The sequence below is a fragment of the Pirellulales bacterium genome (genome assembly GCA_035533075.1).
Classification (GTDB): domain Bacteria; phylum Planctomycetota; class Planctomycetia; order Pirellulales; family JAICIG01; genus DASSFG01.
The window spans coordinates 1-20361 of sequence record DATLUO010000076.1; the positions used below are offsets into that span (position 1 = coordinate 1).

Consider the following 20361-nt stretch of genomic DNA (forward strand, 5'->3'; position numbering starts at 1 on the left):
GAGCCTGGCCAAGTGGAGGCTGGCGCTCCGTTCATCTCGGCGGCCAGGCGATGCCCCGGTTGGACGCACCTGGGCATCGCTTGGCCGTCACGCTGTTGACGGCGCCAGCCGCTATCAGGCCAAGCTCTGCCCCAGCCACCGCTTTTCCTCACGGCAAAACGTCTCATTCTCGGCCGCGTGAAGTATAGTTTCTCACTCCGCTCCCCGCCGACAAACCCTATATTAGGGGGTGCCCTGACAGGCGGCGTCAGGCGCCAGGCGGCAAAGCCTCTGATGCCCGGCGCCCGAAACCCCCTGCGGTTGCCGCACGCTCACTGGCCGGCGCCTTTTTGCCGGCGTAGACTCGTCATGTTGGGGCTTCACCGCTTGCTCGCCATGAACCCATCGCAGAAAGCTTCGTTTCACTCGCCGCGCGCCCGCTTGGGCTTCGTGCCCGGCATGCCCCCTGGCGCCTTGCACATCCCTGCCGACGCGCGGGCGCCGGTGTTGCACGCCGTCGCTTATCATGGCGATGATTTCATTGAGAAGCAACTGCAACAGCCGGAGGAAGTGGTCGAACTGCTGGAAGCGTGGCCGGTGGTGTGGCTGAACGTCGCCGGCGTCGGCGATGCCGACACGATCACGCGGCTGGGGCAAATCTTCAAGCTGCACCCCTTGGCGCTGGAAGACGTGGTGCATCTGCACCAGCGGGCCAAAGTGGACCAATACGACCAGCGGCTGTTCATCGTGGCCCGCATGGCGCAGCTCAACGAGGGCCTGGAGACGGAACAACTCAGCATGTTCGTCGGCGACAAGTTCGTGCTGACGTTTATTGAAGATCCGGGCGACTGCTTCGAGGCGGTCCGCGAACGGCTGCGCGGCGGCGGACGGTTGCGCGAGGCCGGGCCCGGTTACCTGGCCTACAGCCTGCTCGACGCGGTGGTCGATTCCTATTTTCCGATCGTCGAGTCCTATGCCGAACGGCTCGACCGGCTGGAAGACCGGGTGATTGCCAGGCCCAGCCGCCGCGCCGTCGCGGAGATTCACTCCGCCAAGCACGATTTGCGCAGCTTGCGGCGGATTGTCTGGCCGCTGCGCGAAGCGGTCAACTCGCTGGTCCGCGACCCCTCGCCGTTCGTCGATGAAGAGACGCGCGTCCATTTGCGAGATTGCTACGACCACCTCGTGCAAATCATCGACCTGGTGGAGACCTACCGCGAACTCTGCTCCGACCTGACCGATCTCTATCTATCGAGCCTCAGCAACCGCATGAACGAGGTGATGAAAGTGCTGACCATCATCGCCACGATCTTCATGCCCCTGGGCTTCATCACCGGCCTTTACGGCATGAACTTTCATACCGACCGTTCGCGCTGGAACATGCCGGAACTCAGTTGGCCGTATGGCTATCCCTACGCCCTGGGTCTCATGGCGCTGACGGTGCTGGCGATGCTCTGGTATTTTCGCCGCAAGGGCTGGCTGGGGAATGGCAGATAGAGCCATGCTCTTCGTCTCAGTCGTCCGGCAGCCGGCCCGTTGCCTGCGCCCGTTGCTCGCTGGACGGGGCCCCGGCCCGTCGGTCGTGTCTCCCATCACGCCGAGGCCGTTTCCGAAACCGTACCATGCGCCGTAGTTGCCCTTGTTGTCTTTCAGCGTGAACTGGGTGGTGAAGTCGAACACGGCTCGAACAGCTCGAGCTGCTCGATGTGACCGGTTCTTCGTTCGACGACGAGGGCCTGTCGCACGTCAAGTCGCTCACCGGCCTCATCTCGGCGGCCAGGCGATGCCCCGGTGCGTCCAACCGGGGCATCGCTTGGCCGCCACGCCGTTGAATGACGCCGGCCGCTATCTGGCCGAGCTCTGCCCCAGCCACCGCTTTTGCTCGCGGAAAAACCTATGCTCAATGCATTGCCGGTTCGGTTTGTCAAAAACCGATCAGCAGCCGCGAGGCCAACGTCGCGCGTCTCAGGCCGTCCGGCGCAAGCGGTCGCGTTCGAGTGACGTTGGTGGAATCAAGCACGCGAATGCGTTTGGCCATGGCAAGCGATTGCCAAATCGCCGGAACCGCACGGAGTCCGTTCCCTGCTGGCCGGCGAGCTTGACCCCGGCATCGTCAGCATGAACAATCAAAAGTTCCCCACGATTCAGTCCCCAGCAAGCTCGATGTCCGTCACCAGCCATGTACCGAATGCCGCCGGGCGGTTTGGCGCCTTTGGAGGGCGCTATGTGCCCGAAACCTTGACACGCGCGCTCGACGAGCTGGTGCTGGCCTACGACGAAGCCCGCCGTGATCCGGCATTTCAGGCCGAGCTCGACCAGCTTTATCGCGACTACGTCGGCCGGCCGTCGCCCCTCTACCATGCCGAGCGGCTCAGCCGGCACTGCGGCGGGGCGCAAATCTATTTTAAGCGTGAAGACCTGAACCATACCGGCGCTCATAAGATCAACAACACGCTCGGCCAGGCCCTGCTGACGTTGCGGATGAAAAAGCCGCGCGTGATCGCCGAGACCGGCGCCGGACAGCACGGCGTGGCCACGGCGACGGCTTGCGCCCATTTCGGATTGGAGTGCGTCGTCTACATGGGCGAAGAAGACATTCGCCGGCAGAAGCTCAACGTGTTCAACATGCGGATGATGGGGGCCGACGTGCGGCCCGTGACCAGCGGCTCGCGCACTCTCCGCGACGCCATCAACGAGGCGATGCGCGACTGGATGAGCTCGGTCGAAAACACGCACTACATTCTCGGCTCGGTGGTCGGCCCGCACCCCTTTCCCATGATCGTCCGCGATTTTCAATCGGTGATCGGCCGCGAAACGGTCGACCAGTCGCGGCGGAAGCTGGGACGGTTGCCCGACGTGGTGGTGGCCTGCGTGGGCGGCGGCAGCAACGCGGCCGGCATGTTCTATCCGTTTATCGAGTTGGAGGGAGTGGAGCTGGTCGGCGTCGAGGCCGGCGGACGCTCGCCGCGGCCGGGCGACCACGCATCGCCGCTTTCCTTTGGCGCGCCCGGCGTGTTGCACGGCAGCTACAGCTATGTGATGCAAGACGAAGACGGCCAAACCTGCGACGTGCATTCGATCTCGGCGGGTCTCGATTATCCCGGCGTCGGCCCGGAGCACAGCTACTGGAAAGACACCGGCCGCGTGCGCTACGATTATTGCGGCGACGCCGACGCTTTGACGGCCTTCGACCTGGTGGCCCGCAACGAAGGCATCTTGCCGGCCCTGGAAAGCTCGCACGCGGTGGCCAAGGCGATGGAGATTGCCCGACAGCTTGGACCGGACAAGATCGTGGTCGTTTGTCTTTCGGGCCGCGGCGACAAGGATGCCTTCGAGGTGGCGAGGTTACGGGGACAGAACATTGGGTGAATCACGTGTCGGCCGTTGACCAACTTTTCCGTCGCCTGCGGGCCGAGGGGCAAAAGGCGCTGATGCCCTTCGTGACGGCGGGCGATCCCGATTTGCCGTTCACGGCCGACGTGCTGGCCGAACTGGCAGGCCGCGGTGCCCAGCTCTGCGAGGTCGGCATCCCCTACAGCGATCCCATCGCCGACGGGCCGGTGATCCAGGCTTCCTACACGCGGGCGCTGGCCCGGCACGTGAAACTGGCCGAGATCCTGCAGATGCTCTCCGGAGTGACGCCGCAGGTCACGGCGCCGCTGGTGACGATGGTCAGCTATGCGATTGTTCTCCGCCACGGTTTGGCCCGCTATGTCGATGAGGCGAAGCGGGCGGGCGTGGCGGGGGCGATTGTGCCGGACTTGCTCGTGGAAGAGTCGGCCGAGTTGGCCGCTATCTGTCGCGCGGCCGATTTCAGCCTGATTCAGCTTGTCACGCCGACGACGCCGCGCGACCGCGCCTTGCGGATCGCCGAGAGTTCGACCGGCTTTCTCTATTACGTTTCGGTAACCGGCATCACCGGCGAGCGTACCGCCCTGCCGCGGCAGCTTTTGGACAACGTGGGCTGGCTCCGCGAGCAGACCGAGACACCGATCTGCATCGGTTTTGGCATCAGCCAGCCGGAGCATGTGCGGCTGTTGGCCCCGGTGGCCGATGGCCTGATCGTCGGCTCCGCCATCGTCCGCCGCATCGCCACGGCTGCGAACCGCCCGAGGGCCGAAGTGCTGCAGGACGTGGGAGATTACGCCGCCAGCTTATTGAACGCGCTCAATGGATGACTAATCGTGGCGACGGGACATTAACGTCCTCGTGGAATCGTCACGATCGACAGAGTTGAAACCACCGCCGCACGCAAAATGCCGAAACCTCACGAACACTGGCATGTCGATGTCAGCTACCTCAACATCGCCGGCACGTTTTACTTCCTCTGCTCCGTCCTGGACGGTTGCAGCCGCTTCATCGTTCATTGGGAAATCCGCGAGAAAATGGAGGAATCCGACGTGGAAATCATCCTGCAATGTGCCCGCGAGGCGCACCCCGGCGCCACACCACGCATCATCACCGACAACGGCCCCCAGTTCGTCGCCAAGGACTTCCAACCTCGACCAACAGACCTTCCATTGCTTCAAGTGCGGACGATCGGGGAACGCCCTGGATCTTTGGACGATCGCCACCGGTCAGACCCCCTACGACGCGGCCCACGACCTGTGCCAGCGGTTGAACATCCCCGTGCCGACCTTGCCCACACGCCCGAACAGAGAAGAGGAACCCGTAGCTTCCCTTCCCGATCTTTGTACAATGCAACCAAGGTGATCCTGTCCCCTACTGTTACTCGCTAACTCGATCGGACGATTCTTCCAGATCACGCTGAACCGAGACAGGACGATTAGGAGAAAACGGTATGGCAAGCGTCGCTGAGGATGATCTGAGAGCGGATTTTGTGCGTGAGTTAAGTAATCACGTGGTTGCATTCGTGGCGAATACCGTATTGCTAGAGGACGATGGCAGCATCAAGGCAGAAGGGTTCGCGTGGTCGTCGGGGTTTTTGATTCGGATTCACGCGCAGAATTTCTGGGTGACGGCCGGCCACTGTATCCGAGACTTTGAGCGCGATTGTTTGAACAAGCCGAATGTCACGGCGTATGGAAAAGGCTTCATGGATTGTTTCGGAAGCAACGCTTCGTTTAAGGAAGTGCTCCCATGCCCCTACGATGCCGGTGACGCAATTATGGTCTACCGCAAGAATCCACATCTTGATTTCGCGTTGCTGCCATTGAGCGACCTTATATGCAGCGGGCTCGCCCGTAATGGAATCAGGGTTGTGACGCGAGAGATGTGGCTCGACAGGCCGGAACGCCGCTATTTCGAGTACAAGGTCATCGGCTTCCCAAAGCATGGTGCCGAGAAGATGACGCAGAAGCCGTCCTGGGGGCTGCGTCCGGCCGCTATCGGCGTCCATCGAATAAGCGCTGCCGACGTTCCGGGTTGTCCGCACGATGATAGTTGGTTTATCGGTCGGGTACGATCAGGCGCCGACGAATTCAAGAGCGTTGAAGGGATGAGTGGTGGCCCTGTTTTCGCGTTCTATAAAGACCAGAATGGGGGAACGCGATACGACATTATCGCGGTACAGAGTTCATGGTTTCAGGATAGCCGCGTCGTCTTCGCATGTCCGCTCGGCTTGTTTGCCGAAATGCTTCACCGGGCGGTTGAAGAATCCAAGGGGAATCAGCAATAAACGACTTCATCGGCGTTGGGTTGCTTGCGCGTGAACCTTCCGGTTGTTGATGCGTCTGCGGTATGGTGCGTTATGAGTCAAAAACTTGAGGATGCGCGGCGAAGTTACCGCGCGATGGCAAGCTGCCTTGTGCCGCCGCTGCAACGCCCTGGGGCTCCCTCACATTTGTTTGCGATTGCTGCGTCCGGGACGATCATTCATCACCCTTGGCAGGATCATATTTGGCGGGAGCTGAATAACGCTCTTTCGTGTGCGTACAGCGCGGTACAAATCACTAGGTTTCGCTACGGTTTCGATGAAAACCGGAAAGAGGTAAAGCAGTGGTTGGCGACGTTGTCGGAAAAAGAGCGGGACTGGCGCAAAGAGTTTGACAAACAGTTCAAGCCGATCGTGAAAGCGTTCAACGATGATCTGCTGAGCGACCAACGACATATCGCCGAGCATCGTAAAGGATCGGCGATTGCAAGGGTTCGCATCGAATGTTTTGATATGTGCTTTGTCGGAAGCCCAACGGTCTATGTGCCTCCGTCATGGATGCTAAGCAGTTTTGGCGACGGTGACAACGCGGCGGTGTTAGCGGCAATTTGTCATCCGTTTCCCGTTGAACCAAAGCAAAGTGACTTTTGGTTCATCAAACCCGATAGGCCGATGTTTCCAGAGGTTGACCGATACTTGAAGGCGGCGGAAAACGTGGTTCAGCGAGGCGCGTCGATTGCGGCAGCCGTCTTTAACGGCTTGCAACCTAGCGTCTTCCCTGGGTTAGGCGAGTAGGCGGGGCGCGCCGTATGCTCGCGTCCGCGGCGCTGGCGGCTTGGCCGGCGTTTGATTGAGCGTCGGCAAGCGCCGGCCCTGCGAGTCCTGCTCGGCCGATAGCCGGCTGGTGCGAAACCTGTGGATAAAACGAATGGAAGTCGAAGTCTTCTACGCTTGGCAATCCGATCGACCAGAAAGGGTTAACCGCTACCTGATTCGCGATGCTGCTGCGGCAGCATGCGAGCGCATCACGAAAGACAATTCCGGCGGCTTCGTCGTTTCGCTCGACTCCGACACACAAGGCGTCGGCGGGATGTGCGACATCCCACAAACGATTCTTGACAAGATTGACCGCTGCCAAGTCTTCCTGCCTGATCTAACCTTTGTCGGTGCCACGCAAGACACTTCCGAGCCCCAACTCATTTCAAATCCGAACGTGTTGTTTGAACTTGGATATGCGGTTCGGTCTAAAGGCTTCGGGCGCGTATTGGCAGTTATGAATGAGTTCTACGGTGGCCCAAAAGACCAAATGTTTGACGTGAAGCGTCGATGGGCTATTCGGTATTCGCTGGCGGAAGGAAGTGACAAGAAGACAATCAAGGCGGCGCAACAGACACTTTCGAGCGACATGGAGAATGGCCTGCGAACGATCATTGCTGGCATCAAACCGGAAACGGGTCAGCCGCAGCAAGCAGACCGATTCGAGTCAATTCGCACGCGATTTGAAACGTCGGTTCGCGAGGGCAAGTTCCACGACATCGGCCCCGGCAGCAGCGTGCTTGCGATTTGCGTCGCACCTACAGTGCCGCTTGCATTGACAAGCCAAAACCTGGCCACTTTGTCGGCACCGCCACCAACCGGCTCGTTTGTTGGCGGATGGAACCCAAAAACGCGGGCAAGGTCAACGGTTGCAAGTTCCAAATACGGTGGCGACCATGGGGAGCCGCCAGCCACCTTTGCTATCTCGGAGCTTCGCGCTGATGGAACAATTGTTGCGGCAAACAACAACATCCTTGACTCTGCAACTGCGGTAGCCTGGCGGCGTGCAATCGACAAATCGACGGCCGTTCTGAACGAGGGGCGATACATGGGGCCATCGACGTTTGAAAGGGTCGTCATTAACGCGGTGTCACAGTTTGCCCAATTGATTGGAAAGGTAGCTGCGGGTGAGCCGCTGAATGTCGCCGTTTCGCTCCTACACGTGAAGGGATACTGTTTATGGGCAAGTGCTGGCGTGGCAAGCGATGTCTGCCTTGATGATGATATTCGCCCGGACTCGATCCTTAATCTCGATGCGTCGGCACTTCAAGACACCCAGACGTGCGCGGCGCTGCTAAGGCCAATGTTCGACTTCATTTGGCAAGAATTTGGCTTTGAGGGGTCGAGTAACTACGATCACTCAGGCAAATGGACGGCAGCCTACATCTAGGAGAGCCTGTGCGCCCGCGCGATGTGATGGCAAAGCTCTCGGAGCAGGGTGTCGAGGCTTCATCTGCCAAAGTCGGCCAGGTCCTGAAGTCTATGGGTATGAAGCGACGAAAGCGCCGCGGCAGTCGCGCGGTCGTCAACACGACGGTTCCCTCAACGCTCGCCCTGGATTCGTTGCTGGCTGCGAAAAAGCTCGTCAATCAATTGCGTCAATCAATTGGGACGCAGCTCGTTTAACGATCGGCGTACGGAATTCTTATCTCTTGCCGTCTACCGTTCAGCAGGGGGGCCGGTGCCTTTTGAGCTGAATCGCTCTTTTCCGGGTGTCGCGCTCTCTCGGCCTCGATCTCCGGAAGCCTGCCGATCCAGTTCGCGGCAATCACGGAAGTTCGTCCGACGGCTCATCGCCGTCGGGATCGCTGGACGTCAGCTCTTCGTTCGTGGGAACGATGTCGTCGTCGTCGAATAACGGAAGCCGTTTTCCGGGCTTGTTGCGCAGCGACTTGCGCATCCGCTGGGGAACGTCGCCAAGCGGCCCGACGCGAATTACCGTGCCGTTGTCCCATGTGCCCTCGGCTATACACTTCTCGCGGACCCTCCGGATCGTCTCCTGAAGCTCCCGGCTAGAGGCTGCTTGGTCCCAATTGCTCGGTTCGCCAGGGGCATACCAAGCCTGAGTCTCCGGATCCCAGATGAAATCATCCGGGATGCTCCGCAGCCGCGGCGGTTCTGGTTCATAGTTGGAAGTCGAGGGTTGGTCCTGCACAGATCGCCTCCAAATTTTGCGCTTGGTCGCGTTCCTTTTCCACCAGCAACGCCAGAACGTGCAGCACGTTGAGCAGTTCGGTCGTGTATTCGGCCGGCCAGTGGTCGGGTTGTATCTCTCCGAGCTTCGAGGGCGGCCGCCGGTCGCCCATGATCGGCCGCTCCCGGTCCTTTTTACGATAGCTAAACCACTGCGTCAAACACGCGCTTGCCCGAGACTTCGTAGTTCCAAACTGCGGGCGGCACGTTTTCGATAAAAGCCGGTCGATGGCAATTATGGTGCTTCGTCCTCGGATAAGTCGCTGTCGGGATCGCAAGGCGTCGACTCTTGTTTCGTGGGAGCCGTGTCATCGTCCGGAAATAAGGGCAAGTGCTCGCGCTTGACGCCGGCGCTGAGCGATTTGCGCCCCGAGGGTGGGACGTTGAGTGCTCCGGCCGCCAAAAGCTCGTCTCGGGAAATCAAGCCTCCCGAGTATTCTCCCCGACGGCGCGCCTCTTCAAATTCTCGGCACCACGCTTCCGCGTCCCAAAGTGACGGTTCGCCAGGGGCATACCAACCCTGCCTCTCCGGATCCCAGATGAAATCGTCCGGGGTCGTCGACAGCCGCGGCGGTTCTGGTTCATAGTTGGAACCCGAGGGTTGGTCCTGCACAGATCGCCTCCAAATGTTGCGCTTGGGCTGGTTCCATTTCCACGAGCAACACCAGAACATGCAGCACGTTGAGCAGTTCGGTCGTGTACTCGGCCAGCCAGCGATCGGGTTGAATGTCTCCGAGCTTCGAGGGCGGCCGCCGGTCGCCCATGATCGGCCGCTCGCGGTTCTTTTTACGATAGCTGAACCACTGCGTCAACACCCGCTTGCCCGACACCTCGTAGTTCCACACGGCGGGCGGCACATTCTCGACGAAACCCCTGCCGACGAGCAAGCGGCGTCTGGCTTCGTGGTATTCCATCACGTTGGGCATGGAGTCGGCTTCGTCCGGAATCGCGCCGTCCTTTGGCATCCGGGGCCCTCGCTCGCGAAGTCGTGGGGGCCCCGGTGGGCGATTGGCTTTCGCGTCGGTAAAGCGCTCGCCAAAGGTGTGCCGCCGGTCTTTGACAAACCGCGCCACAGCAGCTTTGCCGACGTTGACGTGGTTTCGCGCTCAGCGCGAAAGCCCGTTTGCTGCGCGAGCACCGTGCTCTAAAATGACGGCAGCGCATCTGGCACGTATCGCCGCCGAGCGCAACCACGTTCCGATCAATTTATCCGAGAACATAGCGATGGAACACAGTCCGCTACCGCGATTAGATGTGGATGAAAAAATCCGCGGATTTCTACTGCCGCATTGCCGGTTGACGCCTGGAGACATATGGATCGATCCGGTCCGGCAGCACCGTGTAGCCTGTACTGATGCGACGAACGCCGATCAGATCAGAACGCTCATGGGCGAGGTCGGAGCACGACTGGCTATCCACGATCCGCCATACAACCTCATTGCCTTCGAAGAGAGGGCGTTATCTGAGTTTGTCGCGTGGTGCGAAAGCTGGGTGCGAGTCAGCGTCGCACACTTGGCCGCTGACGCGGCCTTCTACATCTGGCTGGGGGCGGATCAGAAGAACGGCTTTCAGCCGTTGCCAGACTTCATGGTGATGATGCGCAAGGTTCGCGAGCTCGCCGCACGCTCCTTCATCACGATGCGGAATCAACGCGGATACGGCACGCAGCGGAATTGGATGGCGGTTCGACAAGAATTGCTCTACTACACTAAAGGGAACCCTGCTTTTGCCGTTCAATACACAGATATACCTAAGATTTTAAGAGGATACTACAAAGAAGTTAATGGGAAGACGACGGAGAACTTGGAACGCGGGAAATCCGAGTTCATCCGCCCCGGCAACGTATGGGTCGACATCCAGCAGGTGTTCTACCGCATGGAAGAAAATGTATCCGGATGTTACGCACAAAAGCCGTTGCGAGCAATTGAGCGGATTTTGCTCGCGAGTTCTTCACCGGGTGACGTTGTCGTCGATTTCTTCGCACACTCCGGCACTACGCTCCTAGCGAGCGAAATTCACGGCCGGCGATGCTTTACCGCAGACATCGATCCGCTTTTTTGCGAAATCGCCATTCGCCGCTTAGAGCGATTCAGGGCCACCGGCCGCCTCGGTTGGCAGAACGGCAACCCGTTTCCAGAAGTCGGAGCTTTGCAGCTAGAACCGATGCTGACACCGGATTCTGAGCAGTGCTCTGAGCGAATGCAAGCAAGTCTGTTTTAGTCGGTAAGAAGACTGAGGAGGAAGTCGTATTGCAGCGTCCGATAGGCGTAGTGGTCGAGATGGTACTGCAACGTGCGGCGGTTGACATGGAACTGCCCCTCGCCGATATTGCCTTTATGCTGAAAATCGGAGTACTGGATTTGAGGCCCGATTTCGTCCGTTGCAATTCGGAAAACAATCACACAATCGGCGAAGAACAGCCCATAATAGAGCATCTCGAATTCGCGCCGCTTGACCTGCTGGATGTTGCAGTCAAACTCGGTGGACTTCCAGTCCTTGAACTGAACCATCCGCTTTTCGCTGGTAGCGGCCTCGATCGCCTGCAAAACCGTGTTTTCGCTGATTGGGATGTTAGACTTTCGCTGAACCACGGAGAATTTCACTTCGACACGATGGTTCAAGACTCCATCGTAAAGATCGTGAAATTGGGTCCTCGCTTTCCCGAGCTTGGCCATGCGCTGAACTAGCACCTCGCCGACGCTGCCAAATCGACGAGTCCGGAGCGCGAAAATCCCGTCGCGCAACGTCATCCCATCCATTCGTGCCTCGCTCACATGGCTAGTTTGCCCTCATTGGCATCGTCTAGGTTCGGCGATGACTTTAATCGGCGGCGTTGCGGGCCGCTAATACCGGAGGCTTTTTAGTGGAAGCGGTGGTTCTGGTTGGCGGGCACGCCGATCGGACCGTTGTAGGCGAAAAGCTTGCCGATCGCTGGGTAACTGGCCCACTTGCCCGTGGCTTCGGGCAAAAACGGCGCTCGCCAGTCGCCCGAGCAATCTCGCGCTTGCCGGCGGGCAAGACGGTGTACTTGATGACGGCCGGCTTGTCGGTCGCCTTTCGTTTCGATCGTGCGGCCAACACGATGCAAACGGGTTGTTGCACCGCCTGAAAGATACGTGTCGGCACGTCGGGCTGATGGCCTTCGGGCGAGCAGTCGATCACCCAGATACGGTCGGCCGTGCGGCGCAGGTAATCGCGCATCTTCTGGAACCCCGGCCCATTCAAAAAGCCCGCGACGGTGATGAAGCAGACAATGCCCGCGTCGTGCCGCGGGTCGCGGTCAAAAACCTTCCAGGTGGCCCAGCGCCAGAAATAGACGTAGAGATTGCGCAAGTGCTTGGCATGCGCACCGACACCCCAATCAGCCGGCGGCATCCACTGCAAGAGCGGTTCTTCTTCGACCCAACCGCCGCGTCCTTTTGCTTTTTCCTTGTAGGGCGGATTGCCGATGACCACCGTGATCGGTTCTTTGCTCTTGATTTCGTTCGCTTGCAGCCGCGACTCGGAAATCGTGCGGTACAGCGACCCTAGCTCCTCGACGGCCGCGAACGGATTGCCGAGCGTGTCGGTCACGAACATTCGCGGGACGGCCCGCGGGGGGTTGCCGATCAACTCGATCAACTCGGCGAAGATGCGGAGCTGAGCGACCGCGAAGGGACCGAGCTGAATCTCGAAGGCGATCAAACGGCCGATCGCCGCTTCGATGGCCTGCGGCACCGCGCCCGCGCCCTGGTCGGCCTCCACATCGGCCGCGATGCGGCGCAGCACGCCCAGAATGAACGTGCCGGTTCCCACGGCGGGATCGGCCAGCGTTACTTCCGGCGACGCCAGACCGGCGCTGCGGCCGAAGTGCCGGCGCAGCACATCATCGACCAGGCGGATCATCGGCCCGACGACTTCAGGCGGCGTGTAATACGAGCCGGTCAGCTTACGAAGCGCGTTGTCGTAAACCTCCAGAAAATCTTCATAGAAGTAGAGCCAGGCATCGAGATTCCCTTTGCTGATGGTTTGCCAATTTACGGCGTCGAGCACGCGGACCAGGGTGCCGAGCGACGTCTTCAAAGTCGCCTCGTTACCGACCTCGTCGGTGAGCAGCCGCAACGCGGCGCCGACGAGCGAATTGGTCTTGCCGAGTTGCTTGCCGACCTGGTCCAGCCCGGTGGCCAGCCGGATGTTGCTCGAGCGGGCCATGAGCAAGCCAAAGGTGACGGCCTGGGCATAGCCGTCGGCGAACTGCTGATCGTTGGCTTCCGGAAAGAGCAGCTTGCGCCAATCGGTTGCCAGTGCGGTGAGTGACGGACTTTTCTCGGCCAATTGCTCGGCGACTTCATCGCGCAGGAGGCGGCAGAGCCTTGCGGCGACTTTGGCCAGTTCCGCGGCCGACTTGGGCGCAATCGGTTCCCAGCGCAGAAAGTTGTCGAACCGCGCCACCAGTTCGAGCGGTGCAGCGAGCTTCGCCCCGGACGTTTCGACGTCGCCCTCTAACTCGACAACGCACGTCGGCCCGGTTTGGACAAAAACACACGTCATGGCTATTGACACGTATTCGCACGTACCGTATACTGATAGACAGATAGATATTGTTCATTATTCTATCTATGGAGACACGTTCATGTTGCCCGATTCCAATGTTCTTGACGATGACGTTCTTGACGATGAACAATTCCACGCGCGCCGGGCCCAGACCCCAGGGGAGGTGGCGAGGCTCGACCAGATGGAGGGCGCCGAGATCAGTTGGCTCTGGCCCGACAGAATTCCCCTGGGCCATGTGACCATCGTGGCCGGTGCGTCGATGAGCGGCAAAAGCATGTTCGCGGCGGAGCTGGCCGCGCACGTTTCGAGCGGGGCGACGTGGCCCGGCGCGGCGGGGCCGGGTGCGACGGGCGGGCCGCCCGCCGGCACCGTCTTGATCGCCCAGGCGGACCGTCACGAAAACTCGGCGCTCAAGCGGCGCCTGCTGGCCGCCGGCGCCGACGAGGGGCGTTTGGCGGTCATCAATCGCCACACCCCGTCGGACGACCACGCCGAGTCGGGCGACGAGATGACGCCCGCCGAGCTGCTGCTCTGCACGCTCGAAGGCGCGCTGGTCGAGACGCGCGGCGCGTCGCTCGTGGTGCTCGACGATCTCGCCGGCTGGCTGGGCCCGCAGCGGTTGCCGCCCGACGAATTGGCCGTGCTCTTCCGGCGATTGGCCGATTTGGCGGCGCGGCGGCGGATGGCCCTGGTCGTGGTGTGGCGTCTGGAGAAGGGCGTGCGCGGCGGGCAGGCCCGCGCGCTCGATGGGCTTCAGGCCGCGGCGCCGGTGGTGTGGCTGCTGGCGCGCGACTCTTATGCCGGCGACGAGCGGCTGGCGGTGTGTACCGCGAACCGGCTTGGCCGCCAGGCCGAGAATCTGGCCTTTCGCATGGCCGACCAGCGGCTGGATTGGCAAGCGGCGGCCCGGCAGGCGGCGGCCGACGACGTGGTGGCCACACTCACGGCCGATCGCCATGAACGGCGGCAGGCCGGCGAGTGGCTGCGCGACGTTCTGGCGCGCGGACCGATCGAGGCCAAGCGGCTCTGGGACGAAGCCCGGCAGTGCGGCCTGGCGGAGCGGACGGTGCGCCGCGCGGCGGCCGAGCTTGGGCTTCGCCCCACGAAAGACGGCAAGAGCGGCACGTGGTTCTGGGGCGTTGGTTTGCCGCGGGTCGCCCCCTCGCCCGCGAATTGGGAAGCGCTGCCCGAGGGCGATAGCGCGCCAAGCGTGGCAGCCTTGCCTGGGGTTGGCAGTCTTGCCGGCGAGGCCGTGGTTCAGGTGGAGTTGCGGCGCGAGGCGGCGCCGAGTGTGGCAACCTTGCCGGCGGTTGGCAGTCTTGCCGAATCGGCCGCAGCGGGGCAAGTTGCCTCGTCGGCCAAGGCCGCGCCGAGCGTGGCAGCCTTGCCACCGGCTGGCAGCCTTGCCGGACCTGAGGCGCCGCCGCCGCCGGCCGCTGCCCCATCCGCCCGGCGGCGAAACCGCCTCACTCGTCGCGAGAGGAAAGCTTTGGAACGGACCATGCAAATCTGCCGCGACGGGTGAGTCTTGTCCGAATGCCGCCGAGGGTCACAAACCGCGCGCCCCGCATTATATTGGACGCGGATGCCAATCCTCTGTGCCGACCTCGTCGGATCCGTCGCAGAAAGTCACGTCCATGAATCGGCTGCACGCGCTCGTCGTCGCTCATCTTGCGGCAGGGATCGCCTTGAGTTGGGCGGCGCGCGTTTATCCAACGACCGCGATGGGCGTGAGCCTGGCCTCCGTGTTCTTTGGTCAGTGCGCACTGCTCGCGGTGTGGGCCGGTTTTAGCGCGGCGCCGCAGCTCTGGCGCTATATCAAAGTCGGCCGCGGCGGCACTTATTTGTGGCTGATTGTTACGATCGCTCGGCCGGTCTTTGCGTGGTGCGAACGAATGTAGCCGCGGCACCGACGATTCAAGCCGAGGTCGTGCCGGCGCATCCATTGGACTGACGATGTGCCCTCCATGAAGCTGCTCTACGACAAGAACGGCTTGCTGCATTCAAAGAAGCTTCGGGACAACCGGTTTACCTGGCTGCGGGAAATCGGCGCAACCTACCCCGTGGCGCCGGGACTCAGCGGAATCGTGCGGTCGCGCTCGCCGGCGGCCGGGTCGTCGATCACCTTGTTTACCCAGTCGCTGGGCAGAAGACGCACCGATTCACGCAGCCGCTCTTGCCACCAGTGGGAGATCTCCGCCAAGTCCTGTTTCTCATAGCGGTGGCAGATCAGGTCGAAGCTGTCTCGCTTGTAAACCACCACGTCGATGGGAAAGTCGACGTTGGCGGCGCTGATCCGCGTGGAATCGAAGGCCAGGCAACCGACCTTGAGCGCGTAGTGCATGCGGTCGGAGTATTTGAGCGTGCGGTCGAGAATCGGCTTGCCGTAGCCGGTCTCGCCGATGATGCAGTAAGGCGTGCCCGGCCCCACCTCGACCCAGTTGGCCTGCGGATAAAGCAGATAAAGCTTGTGCTCTTTGTCGTGTTCGAGTTGGCCGCCCACGAGGGCCTGAAAGTTGAACGTCAGGCGGCTTCCTTCCAAAGCCTGTTTGTCTTCGGCGGCGGTGCGGCGCACCTGCTCGGCCAAAGCGTTGACCGCCTTGTAGAGCCGGTCGAACTTGGCGTCTTCTTTCTCCAACACCTCTTCGAAGTAGGTCACGATCTTGTCGCGCAGCGAGCGCAGGCCCGAGGTCATCACGAACAGCGAGCTGCGACCGTGCTCGAACACCGTCACCTTGCGGGCGGTGATGCACTCCGAACCCGACGTGACGCGCGTATCGGCGATGCCGACCAGCCCGTCATCGACTTTCATACCCAGACAGAACGTCATTGCGCCGCCTCTTGGAGGGCCATTCCCGGCATGGGCCGGGTGGCGAAAAAGGTGTCGGAAATGGCCCGGCCGACCAGATTCAGCCGCTGCTGAAAGCGATCGATGAATTCGTGCAGGCCTTCATACACAATATCCTCCACGCGGACGAAGTCAAACTCGGACCGCAGCCGGCCCAACTGCTGCTCGGCGTCGTTCTGAAACGTGCCCAGCGCCGAGCCGCTGATGGCGTGCAGCGACAGCTCGGCTTCGATCAGGCAGAAGTGCATGGAGCGCGGGAAGCGCCGGTTGAGAATCAGAAAGTCGGCCACGGCGGTCGGCGTGATGCGGCCCCGCACCTTGCGGTACATCTCCAGCGCGCTGGCCGAATTCAACAGCGCGGTCCACTGGATGACATCCACCGGCGTGCCCACTTCGGCGGCCGTCGGCAGCAGCAAAAAATACTTCACGTCCAGAATGCGCGAGGTTTTGTCGGCCCGCTCCAGCAGCCGGCCCACACGGGCAAAATGCCAGGCCTCGCCCCGCGACATCGTCGATTCGGCGATGCCCACAATCGTCTGGCTCGATCGCTTCACCTGATCGAGCACGCGGCGGGCGTCGTCGAGATCGTTCCGCCGGCTTTGGTTCCGCACCAGCAGATAAAACTTGTTGATCTCTTCCCACATGACCGAGGGGATGATCTCGCGGATCATGCGGGCGTTTTCACGCGCCGCTTCCAGGCAAGACAAGATGGAGTTGGAATTCTCGCGGTCGAAGATCAGAAACTGGAACACGCTTTCGCGAGTTGCCGGGCCGTACTTGTGGGCGAACGGCTCGTGGTCGCCGGTGGTGTCGATGAGCGGCTGCCACTGCTCGCCGATCTCGTCGCCCAGGTCGAGCATCAGGTTCAGATTGGTATCGATGAAGCGGGCCACGTTGTCGGCCCGCTCCAGGTAGGCGGTCATCCAGTAGACCGAATCGGCGACGCGGCTCAGCATGGCGTGTGCTCGGGGCGAAGCGGTGATCGTGTGGGCGTTCGGGCCGCGGCCGGCGAGGCGCACCGCTCGCGGATTCCGTTCGGCAGGCCAGACAAGACCCAGGTGTCTTTGCTGCCGCCTCCTTGCGACGAGTTGACGACCAGCGAACCTTTTTTGAGGGCCACGCGGGTCAGCCCGCCCGGCAACACGTAGATGTCTTTGCCGTAAAGAATGTAGGGCCGCAGATCGACGTGCCGGCCTTCGAGGTGGTCGCCAATGATCGTCGGCACGCGCGACAGGGCGAGCATCGGCTGGGCGATGAAGTTGCGGGGGTTGGCCCGAATCCGAGCGGCACAATCGTCCAGCTCTTGCCGGCTGGCCCTCGGTCCGATGACGATGCCATATCCGCCCGATTCGTTGGTGGGCTTGATCACCAGTTCCTGGAGATGAGCCAGCACGTGCGAGCATTGCTTGGCATCCCAACAGGTGTAGGTGGGCACGTTGGGCAGAAGGATGTCTTCGCCGAGATAATAGCGGACGATCTGGGGCACGAAGGCGTAAACGGCCTTGTCGTCGGCCACGCCGGTGCCCGGCGCATTGGCCAAGGCCACGCGGCCGGCGCGGAACACATCCATCAGCCCCGGAATGCCCAGTGCCGAGTCGGCCTTGAAGGTGCGTGGATCGAGGAAGGTGTCGTCGATGCGGCGATAGATCACATCCACGCGCTTCAGCCCTTTGGTGGTGCGCGTGCAGACATGGCCGTCGGCCACCACCAGGTCGCGGCCTTCGACCAGCTCGACGCCCATTTGCTGGGCCAGGAAGGAATGCTCGAAATAAGCCGCGTTGTAAACGCCCGGCGTGAGCACGACCACGTTCGGCCCGCCTATGCCAGGCGGAGCGACGTGCTGCAGCGTTTCCAACAGCCGTTCCGGATAATCTTCGACGGGCAAAATGCGCAGCCCCTCGAAGGCCAGCGGCATGGTGCGCTTCATCACCTCGCGATTTTCGAGCACGTAGGACACGCCGGAGGGACAACGCAGGTTGTCTTCGAGCACATACATTTGCCCGTCGCCGTCGCGCACCAAGTCGGTGCCCGTCACATGGCACCAGATGCCGCCGGGCGGCGACAGCCCGGTGCAGGCATCGAGGAGGCACTTGGCGGAAGTGAGCAGCTCTTCGGGCACCACGCCGTCGCGGAGGATCTGCCGCTTGTGATAGACGTCGTCGATGAACAGGTTGAGTGCTCGGATGCGCTGTTTCAGGCCGCGCTCGATGAAGTCCCACTCGTCGCCGGGGACGATCCGCGGCACTAAGTCGAGCGGCCAGACCTTTTCGGTTCCGTCGGCATGACCGTAAACGTTGAAGGTGATGCCCATGTCGAGCAGCGTGAGGTCGGCCGCTTTTTGCCGGCGCTGCAACTCGCCGTCTGACAATGTCGAGAGCCGTTCGAACAAGGCGGCTGAAGTCGCGCGGGGCCGGCCATCGGCCTGAAACATTTCATCATAGAAGCCCTCGGTGAGATAGTCGTCGAACTTCATGGACGTGGAACTAGCGGGCGGGGTTAGGCGTGCTGCCATTCGTCGCAGCAGTAAGTCGGCGAAGTTCGGTTGGCGTTGCAACTGCAGTACCAGCATCATACCGTGTTGCTCCGGGCAACACGATTGCCGCTACACGACGACACACAAGATACGTGAGGCAAACAACTTACGGCCCGGCGGCCGTGCTGAACGAGCCGCCGTCTGGCAGCGGATGGCACGCTGAGATTGCCTCTTTTTTAGGCAAGAGCTAGAAAATGTCGCAGTAAAGCGGTGAGGATGGTAGGGTGGGCCGGCGCTGGCAAGCTCGCTGGTCCCACCCTACAAGGGATCGCGCGAACAACAGCGATCGCGCAAAGCAAGGGAGGCGGCGTGCGGACTTATAGTTGTACTTGTGGCAACCGGCTGTTTTTCGAGAACAACCGCTGCTTGAACTGCGGCTTGGAGCTGGCGTTTTGCCCGCAATGTCGCCGGCTGTCGCCCATCCGGCTCGACCCCGATGGCCTCTATCGCTGCTGCCATGACGACTGCCAGGCGCAAGTGGTCAAGTGCGACAACTATCGCCGCCATCAGGTGTGCAACCGCGCGGTGCTTTGGTCGGGTGCCGCGTCGCGCCAACATTTGTGCGATTGCTGCTGTTACAACGAGATGATTCCCGACCTTTCGGTGCCGGGCAACCGCGGCCGCTGGTATCGTCTGGAGGCCGCCAAGCGCCGTCTGATCTACGGCCTCGACCTGCTGGGGCTGCCGCGCGACGCTGCCGACGGGCCGCCGCGGCTGACGTTTCAGTTTCTGGCCGACACCGAGGATCCGCGGCGCCCCGGCGCGGCGCAGCAGGCCGTCACCGGGCATTGCCAGGGGCGCATCACCATCAACATCCGCGAGGCCGACGACGACGAGCGCGAGCGGCTGCGCGTGCAATTCGGCGAGGCGCACCGCACGCTGATCGGACATTTTCGCCATGAAATCGGTCATTATTATTGGGAGCGGTTGGTCCGCGGCCGCGTCGAAGGCGAGTTCAAGGCGGCCTTCGGCGACCACGAGCAGCCCGGCTACGGCGAAGCCCTGGAGCGATATTACCAGTTCGGGGCGCCCGCCGACTGGGCCGAGCGCTGTCTGAGTGCCTACGCCGCGATGCATCCCTGGGAGGATTTTGCCGAGACGTTCGGCGCCTATCTCGACATGGTCTGTCTGCTGGACAGTGCCCGTAATCAAGGTCTTCCCGGCAGCGGCGCCACGCAGCCCTCGCTCGATACGATGCTGCTCGACTACCACCAGATCGGCATTGCCATGAACGAGATGAACCGCAGCGTGGGGCTGGTCGATCTGGTGCCCGAAGTTTTCGTGGCGCCCATCGTCAGCAAGCTCCGCTTCGTCCACCAACTCGTATGCAAAGCGTCGCCGCTCCCCTGACCTCGACGAGCTCGGCCCACAAGCCGAGCTTCATCACGAGCGGATCGTGCATGCGCCAGGGAAGCGGCCCAAGATTACTGGCTCTTGGGCAGCGTGTCCCGTTCAGGCTGGACAGCGGCGAGGTGTCAGCTCCCTTGCACGACGATTTCAACCCGCAGAAGGCGAGGCGACATCCACGCGAAATCGCCATCGCACGTGAGAAGCACCGAACCGGTAGCTTTAGCCGTCGCGGCGATCCACAAGTCGTTTTCACCGGTGTTGTGCCCGCCCTGCTGATCTTCGAAATAGAGGTTCGCATATTGGAGCACGATGTCTGGGTGTCCAGCGTCGACGCGGACCAGCTCGGCGAGAATCTCTTCCAGGCGAGTTAGCTTGGCGGCGCCCCACTTCCAGCACTTGGCAAGGCCACGTATTTCGCCTTCGACTACCGTTGAGGACGATCGGCCGCTCCTGCCGCTGGTCGAGCCCGTACAGGGCCAAGATACGCTTCCCAGT

The 20361-nt window shown here is 61.5% G+C and carries 22 protein-coding genes; 14 read left to right on the forward strand and 8 right to left on the reverse strand.

Features of this window, described 5'->3' with window-relative positions; all coding sequences use genetic code 11:
• The 9 genes from VNH11_10050 to VNH11_10090 all read left to right on the forward strand — a co-directional run.
• Positions 1-181 (forward strand): hypothetical protein (locus tag VNH11_10050; protein ID HVA46693.1); only part of this gene is annotated, 181 nt, incomplete at its 5' end.
• A 167-nt stretch (positions 182-348) separates the two neighbouring features.
• The gene (gene corA, locus VNH11_10055) at positions 349-1476 is read left to right on the forward strand and encodes a magnesium/cobalt transporter CorA (GenBank protein ID HVA46694.1); all 1128 of its coding nucleotides are present in this window, start codon (positions 349-351) and stop codon (positions 1474-1476) included.
• Between the two features lie 666 nt (positions 1477-2142).
• Positions 2143-3348: a tryptophan synthase subunit beta gene (gene trpB, locus VNH11_10060; GenBank protein ID HVA46695.1), complete on the forward strand. Its 1206-nt coding sequence runs from the start codon at positions 2143-2145 to the stop codon at positions 3346-3348.
• 5 nt (positions 3349-3353) lie between these two features.
• The gene (trpA, locus tag VNH11_10065) at positions 3354-4157 is read left to right on the forward strand and encodes a tryptophan synthase subunit alpha (GenBank protein ID HVA46696.1); all 804 of its coding nucleotides are present in this window, start codon (positions 3354-3356) and stop codon (positions 4155-4157) included.
• A gap of 78 nt (positions 4158-4235) precedes the next feature.
• Positions 4236-4718: a transposase family protein gene (locus VNH11_10070; protein HVA46697.1), complete on the forward strand. Its 483-nt coding sequence runs from the start codon at positions 4236-4238 to the stop codon at positions 4716-4718.
• Between the two features lie 62 nt (positions 4719-4780).
• Positions 4781-5617, forward strand: a complete 837-nt coding sequence (locus VNH11_10075) for a hypothetical protein (protein ID HVA46698.1) — start codon at positions 4781-4783, stop codon at positions 5615-5617.
• A gap of 72 nt (positions 5618-5689) precedes the next feature.
• Complete coding sequence (locus VNH11_10080; protein ID HVA46699.1) at positions 5690-6388, forward strand: hypothetical protein; 699 nt, start codon at positions 5690-5692, stop codon at positions 6386-6388.
• Positions 6389-6521: 133 nt separating this feature from the next.
• Complete coding sequence (locus VNH11_10085; protein ID HVA46700.1) at positions 6522-7799, forward strand: hypothetical protein; 1278 nt, start codon at positions 6522-6524, stop codon at positions 7797-7799.
• 8 nt (positions 7800-7807) lie between these two features.
• A complete protein-coding gene (locus VNH11_10090) occupies positions 7808-8035 on the forward strand; it encodes a hypothetical protein (protein ID HVA46701.1) in 228 nt (75 codons plus the stop codon).
• A gap of 142 nt (positions 8036-8177) precedes the next feature.
• Here VNH11_10090 and VNH11_10095 read toward each other — a convergent pair whose 3' ends face one another.
• The 3 genes from VNH11_10095 to VNH11_10105 form a co-directional block, all read right to left on the reverse strand.
• Positions 8178-8564: a hypothetical protein gene (locus VNH11_10095; protein HVA46702.1), complete on the reverse strand. Its 387-nt coding sequence runs from the start codon at positions 8562-8564 to the stop codon at positions 8178-8180.
• On the reverse strand, positions 8533-8715 hold the full coding sequence (locus tag VNH11_10100; protein ID HVA46703.1) for a hypothetical protein: 183 nt from the start codon (positions 8713-8715) through the stop codon (positions 8533-8535). The genes VNH11_10095 and VNH11_10100 overlap by 32 nt, the downstream gene beginning before the upstream one ends.
• A gap of 468 nt (positions 8716-9183) precedes the next feature.
• Positions 9184-9675, reverse strand: coding sequence for a type ISP restriction/modification enzyme (locus VNH11_10105; protein ID HVA46704.1), 492 nt, complete (start codon positions 9673-9675; stop codon positions 9184-9186).
• A gap of 76 nt (positions 9676-9751) precedes the next feature.
• On the opposite strand from VNH11_10105, the gene VNH11_10110 reads away from it, so the two are divergent.
• The gene (locus VNH11_10110; protein ID HVA46705.1) at positions 9752-10822 is read left to right on the forward strand and encodes a site-specific DNA-methyltransferase; all 1071 of its coding nucleotides are present in this window, start codon (positions 9752-9754) and stop codon (positions 10820-10822) included.
• On the opposite strand, the gene VNH11_10115 is transcribed toward VNH11_10110, so the two are convergent.
• A complete protein-coding gene (locus VNH11_10115) occupies positions 10819-11352 on the reverse strand; it encodes a hypothetical protein (protein ID HVA46706.1) in 534 nt (177 codons plus the stop codon). The genes VNH11_10110 and VNH11_10115 overlap by 4 nt on opposite strands.
• A 70-nt stretch (positions 11353-11422) precedes the next feature.
• Positions 11423-13132 (reverse strand): N-6 DNA methylase, encoded by a 1710-nt coding sequence (locus tag VNH11_10120; GenBank protein ID HVA46707.1) that lies wholly within the window; start codon positions 13130-13132, stop codon positions 11423-11425.
• Positions 13133-13214: 82 nt separating this feature from the next.
• Here VNH11_10120 and VNH11_10125 point away from each other — a divergent pair, with 82 nt between their 5' ends.
• The gene (locus VNH11_10125; GenBank protein ID HVA46708.1) at positions 13215-14660 is read left to right on the forward strand and encodes an AAA family ATPase; all 1446 of its coding nucleotides are present in this window, start codon (positions 13215-13217) and stop codon (positions 14658-14660) included.
• Positions 14661-14772: 112 nt separating this feature from the next.
• Complete coding sequence (locus VNH11_10130; GenBank protein ID HVA46709.1) at positions 14773-15036, forward strand: hypothetical protein; 264 nt, start codon at positions 14773-14775, stop codon at positions 15034-15036.
• A 155-nt stretch (positions 15037-15191) separates the two neighbouring features.
• Here the strand turns inward: VNH11_10130 and VNH11_10135 are convergent, their stop codons facing one another.
• The 3 genes from VNH11_10135 to VNH11_10145 are packed head-to-tail and all read right to left on the reverse strand — an operon-like array spanning position 15192 to position 18456.
• Positions 15192-15965 (reverse strand): proteasome-type protease, encoded by a 774-nt coding sequence (locus VNH11_10135; GenBank protein ID HVA46710.1) that lies wholly within the window; start codon positions 15963-15965, stop codon positions 15192-15194.
• Positions 15962-16939 (reverse strand): alpha-E domain-containing protein, encoded by a 978-nt coding sequence (locus VNH11_10140; protein ID HVA46711.1) that lies wholly within the window; start codon positions 16937-16939, stop codon positions 15962-15964. The genes VNH11_10135 and VNH11_10140 overlap by 4 nt, the downstream gene beginning before the upstream one ends.
• Entirely contained in the window at positions 16933-18456 is a 1524-nt protein-coding gene (locus tag VNH11_10145) for a circularly permuted type 2 ATP-grasp protein (GenBank protein HVA46712.1), read from the reverse strand. Before VNH11_10145 ends, VNH11_10140 begins: the two co-directional genes overlap by 7 nt.
• Before the next feature lie 369 nt (positions 18457-18825).
• On the opposite strand from VNH11_10145, the gene VNH11_10150 reads away from it, so the two are divergent.
• Both VNH11_10150 and VNH11_10155 read left to right on the forward strand, forming a co-directional pair.
• Entirely contained in the window at positions 18826-19866 is a 1041-nt protein-coding gene (locus VNH11_10150; GenBank protein ID HVA46713.1) for a putative zinc-binding metallopeptidase, read from the forward strand.
• Positions 19867-20000: 134 nt separating this feature from the next.
• Complete coding sequence (locus VNH11_10155; GenBank protein HVA46714.1) at positions 20001-20237, forward strand: hypothetical protein; 237 nt, start codon at positions 20001-20003, stop codon at positions 20235-20237.
• Positions 20238-20361 lie beyond the last annotated feature (124 nt).

Coding starts and splice junctions, on each gene's coding strand:
- VNH11_10070 (HVA46697.1), top strand. CDS start 4,236: ATGCCGAAACCTCACGAACACTGGCATGTCGATGTCAGCTACCTCAAC.
- VNH11_10125 (HVA46708.1), top strand. CDS start 13,215: ATGTTGCCCGATTCCAATGTTCTTGACGATGACGTTCTTGACGATGAA.
- corA (HVA46694.1), top strand. CDS start 349: ATGTTGGGGCTTCACCGCTTGCTCGCCATGAACCCATCGCAGAAAGCT.
- VNH11_10145 (HVA46712.1), bottom strand. CDS start 18,456: ATGAAGTTCGACGACTATCTCACCGAGGGCTTCTATGATGAAATGTTT.
- VNH11_10080 (HVA46699.1), top strand. CDS start 5,690: ATGAGTCAAAAACTTGAGGATGCGCGGCGAAGTTACCGCGCGATGGCA.
- VNH11_10100 (HVA46703.1), bottom strand. CDS start 8,715: ATGGGCGACCGGCGGCCGCCCTCGAAGCTCGGAGAGATACAACCCGAC.
- trpB (HVA46695.1), top strand. CDS start 2,143: ATGTCCGTCACCAGCCATGTACCGAATGCCGCCGGGCGGTTTGGCGCC.
- VNH11_10135 (HVA46710.1), bottom strand. CDS start 15,965: ATGACGTTCTGTCTGGGTATGAAAGTCGATGACGGGCTGGTCGGCATC.
- VNH11_10140 (HVA46711.1), bottom strand. CDS start 16,939: ATGCTGAGCCGCGTCGCCGATTCGGTCTACTGGATGACCGCCTACCTG.
- VNH11_10115 (HVA46706.1), bottom strand. CDS start 11,352: ATGACGTTGCGCGACGGGATTTTCGCGCTCCGGACTCGTCGATTTGGC.
- VNH11_10130 (HVA46709.1), top strand. CDS start 14,773: ATGAATCGGCTGCACGCGCTCGTCGTCGCTCATCTTGCGGCAGGGATC.
- VNH11_10120 (HVA46707.1), bottom strand. CDS start 13,132: ATGACGTGTGTTTTTGTCCAAACCGGGCCGACGTGCGTTGTCGAGTTA.
- VNH11_10110 (HVA46705.1), top strand. CDS start 9,752: ATGACGGCAGCGCATCTGGCACGTATCGCCGCCGAGCGCAACCACGTT.
- VNH11_10075 (HVA46698.1), top strand. CDS start 4,781: ATGGCAAGCGTCGCTGAGGATGATCTGAGAGCGGATTTTGTGCGTGAG.
- VNH11_10085 (HVA46700.1), top strand. CDS start 6,522: ATGGAAGTCGAAGTCTTCTACGCTTGGCAATCCGATCGACCAGAAAGG.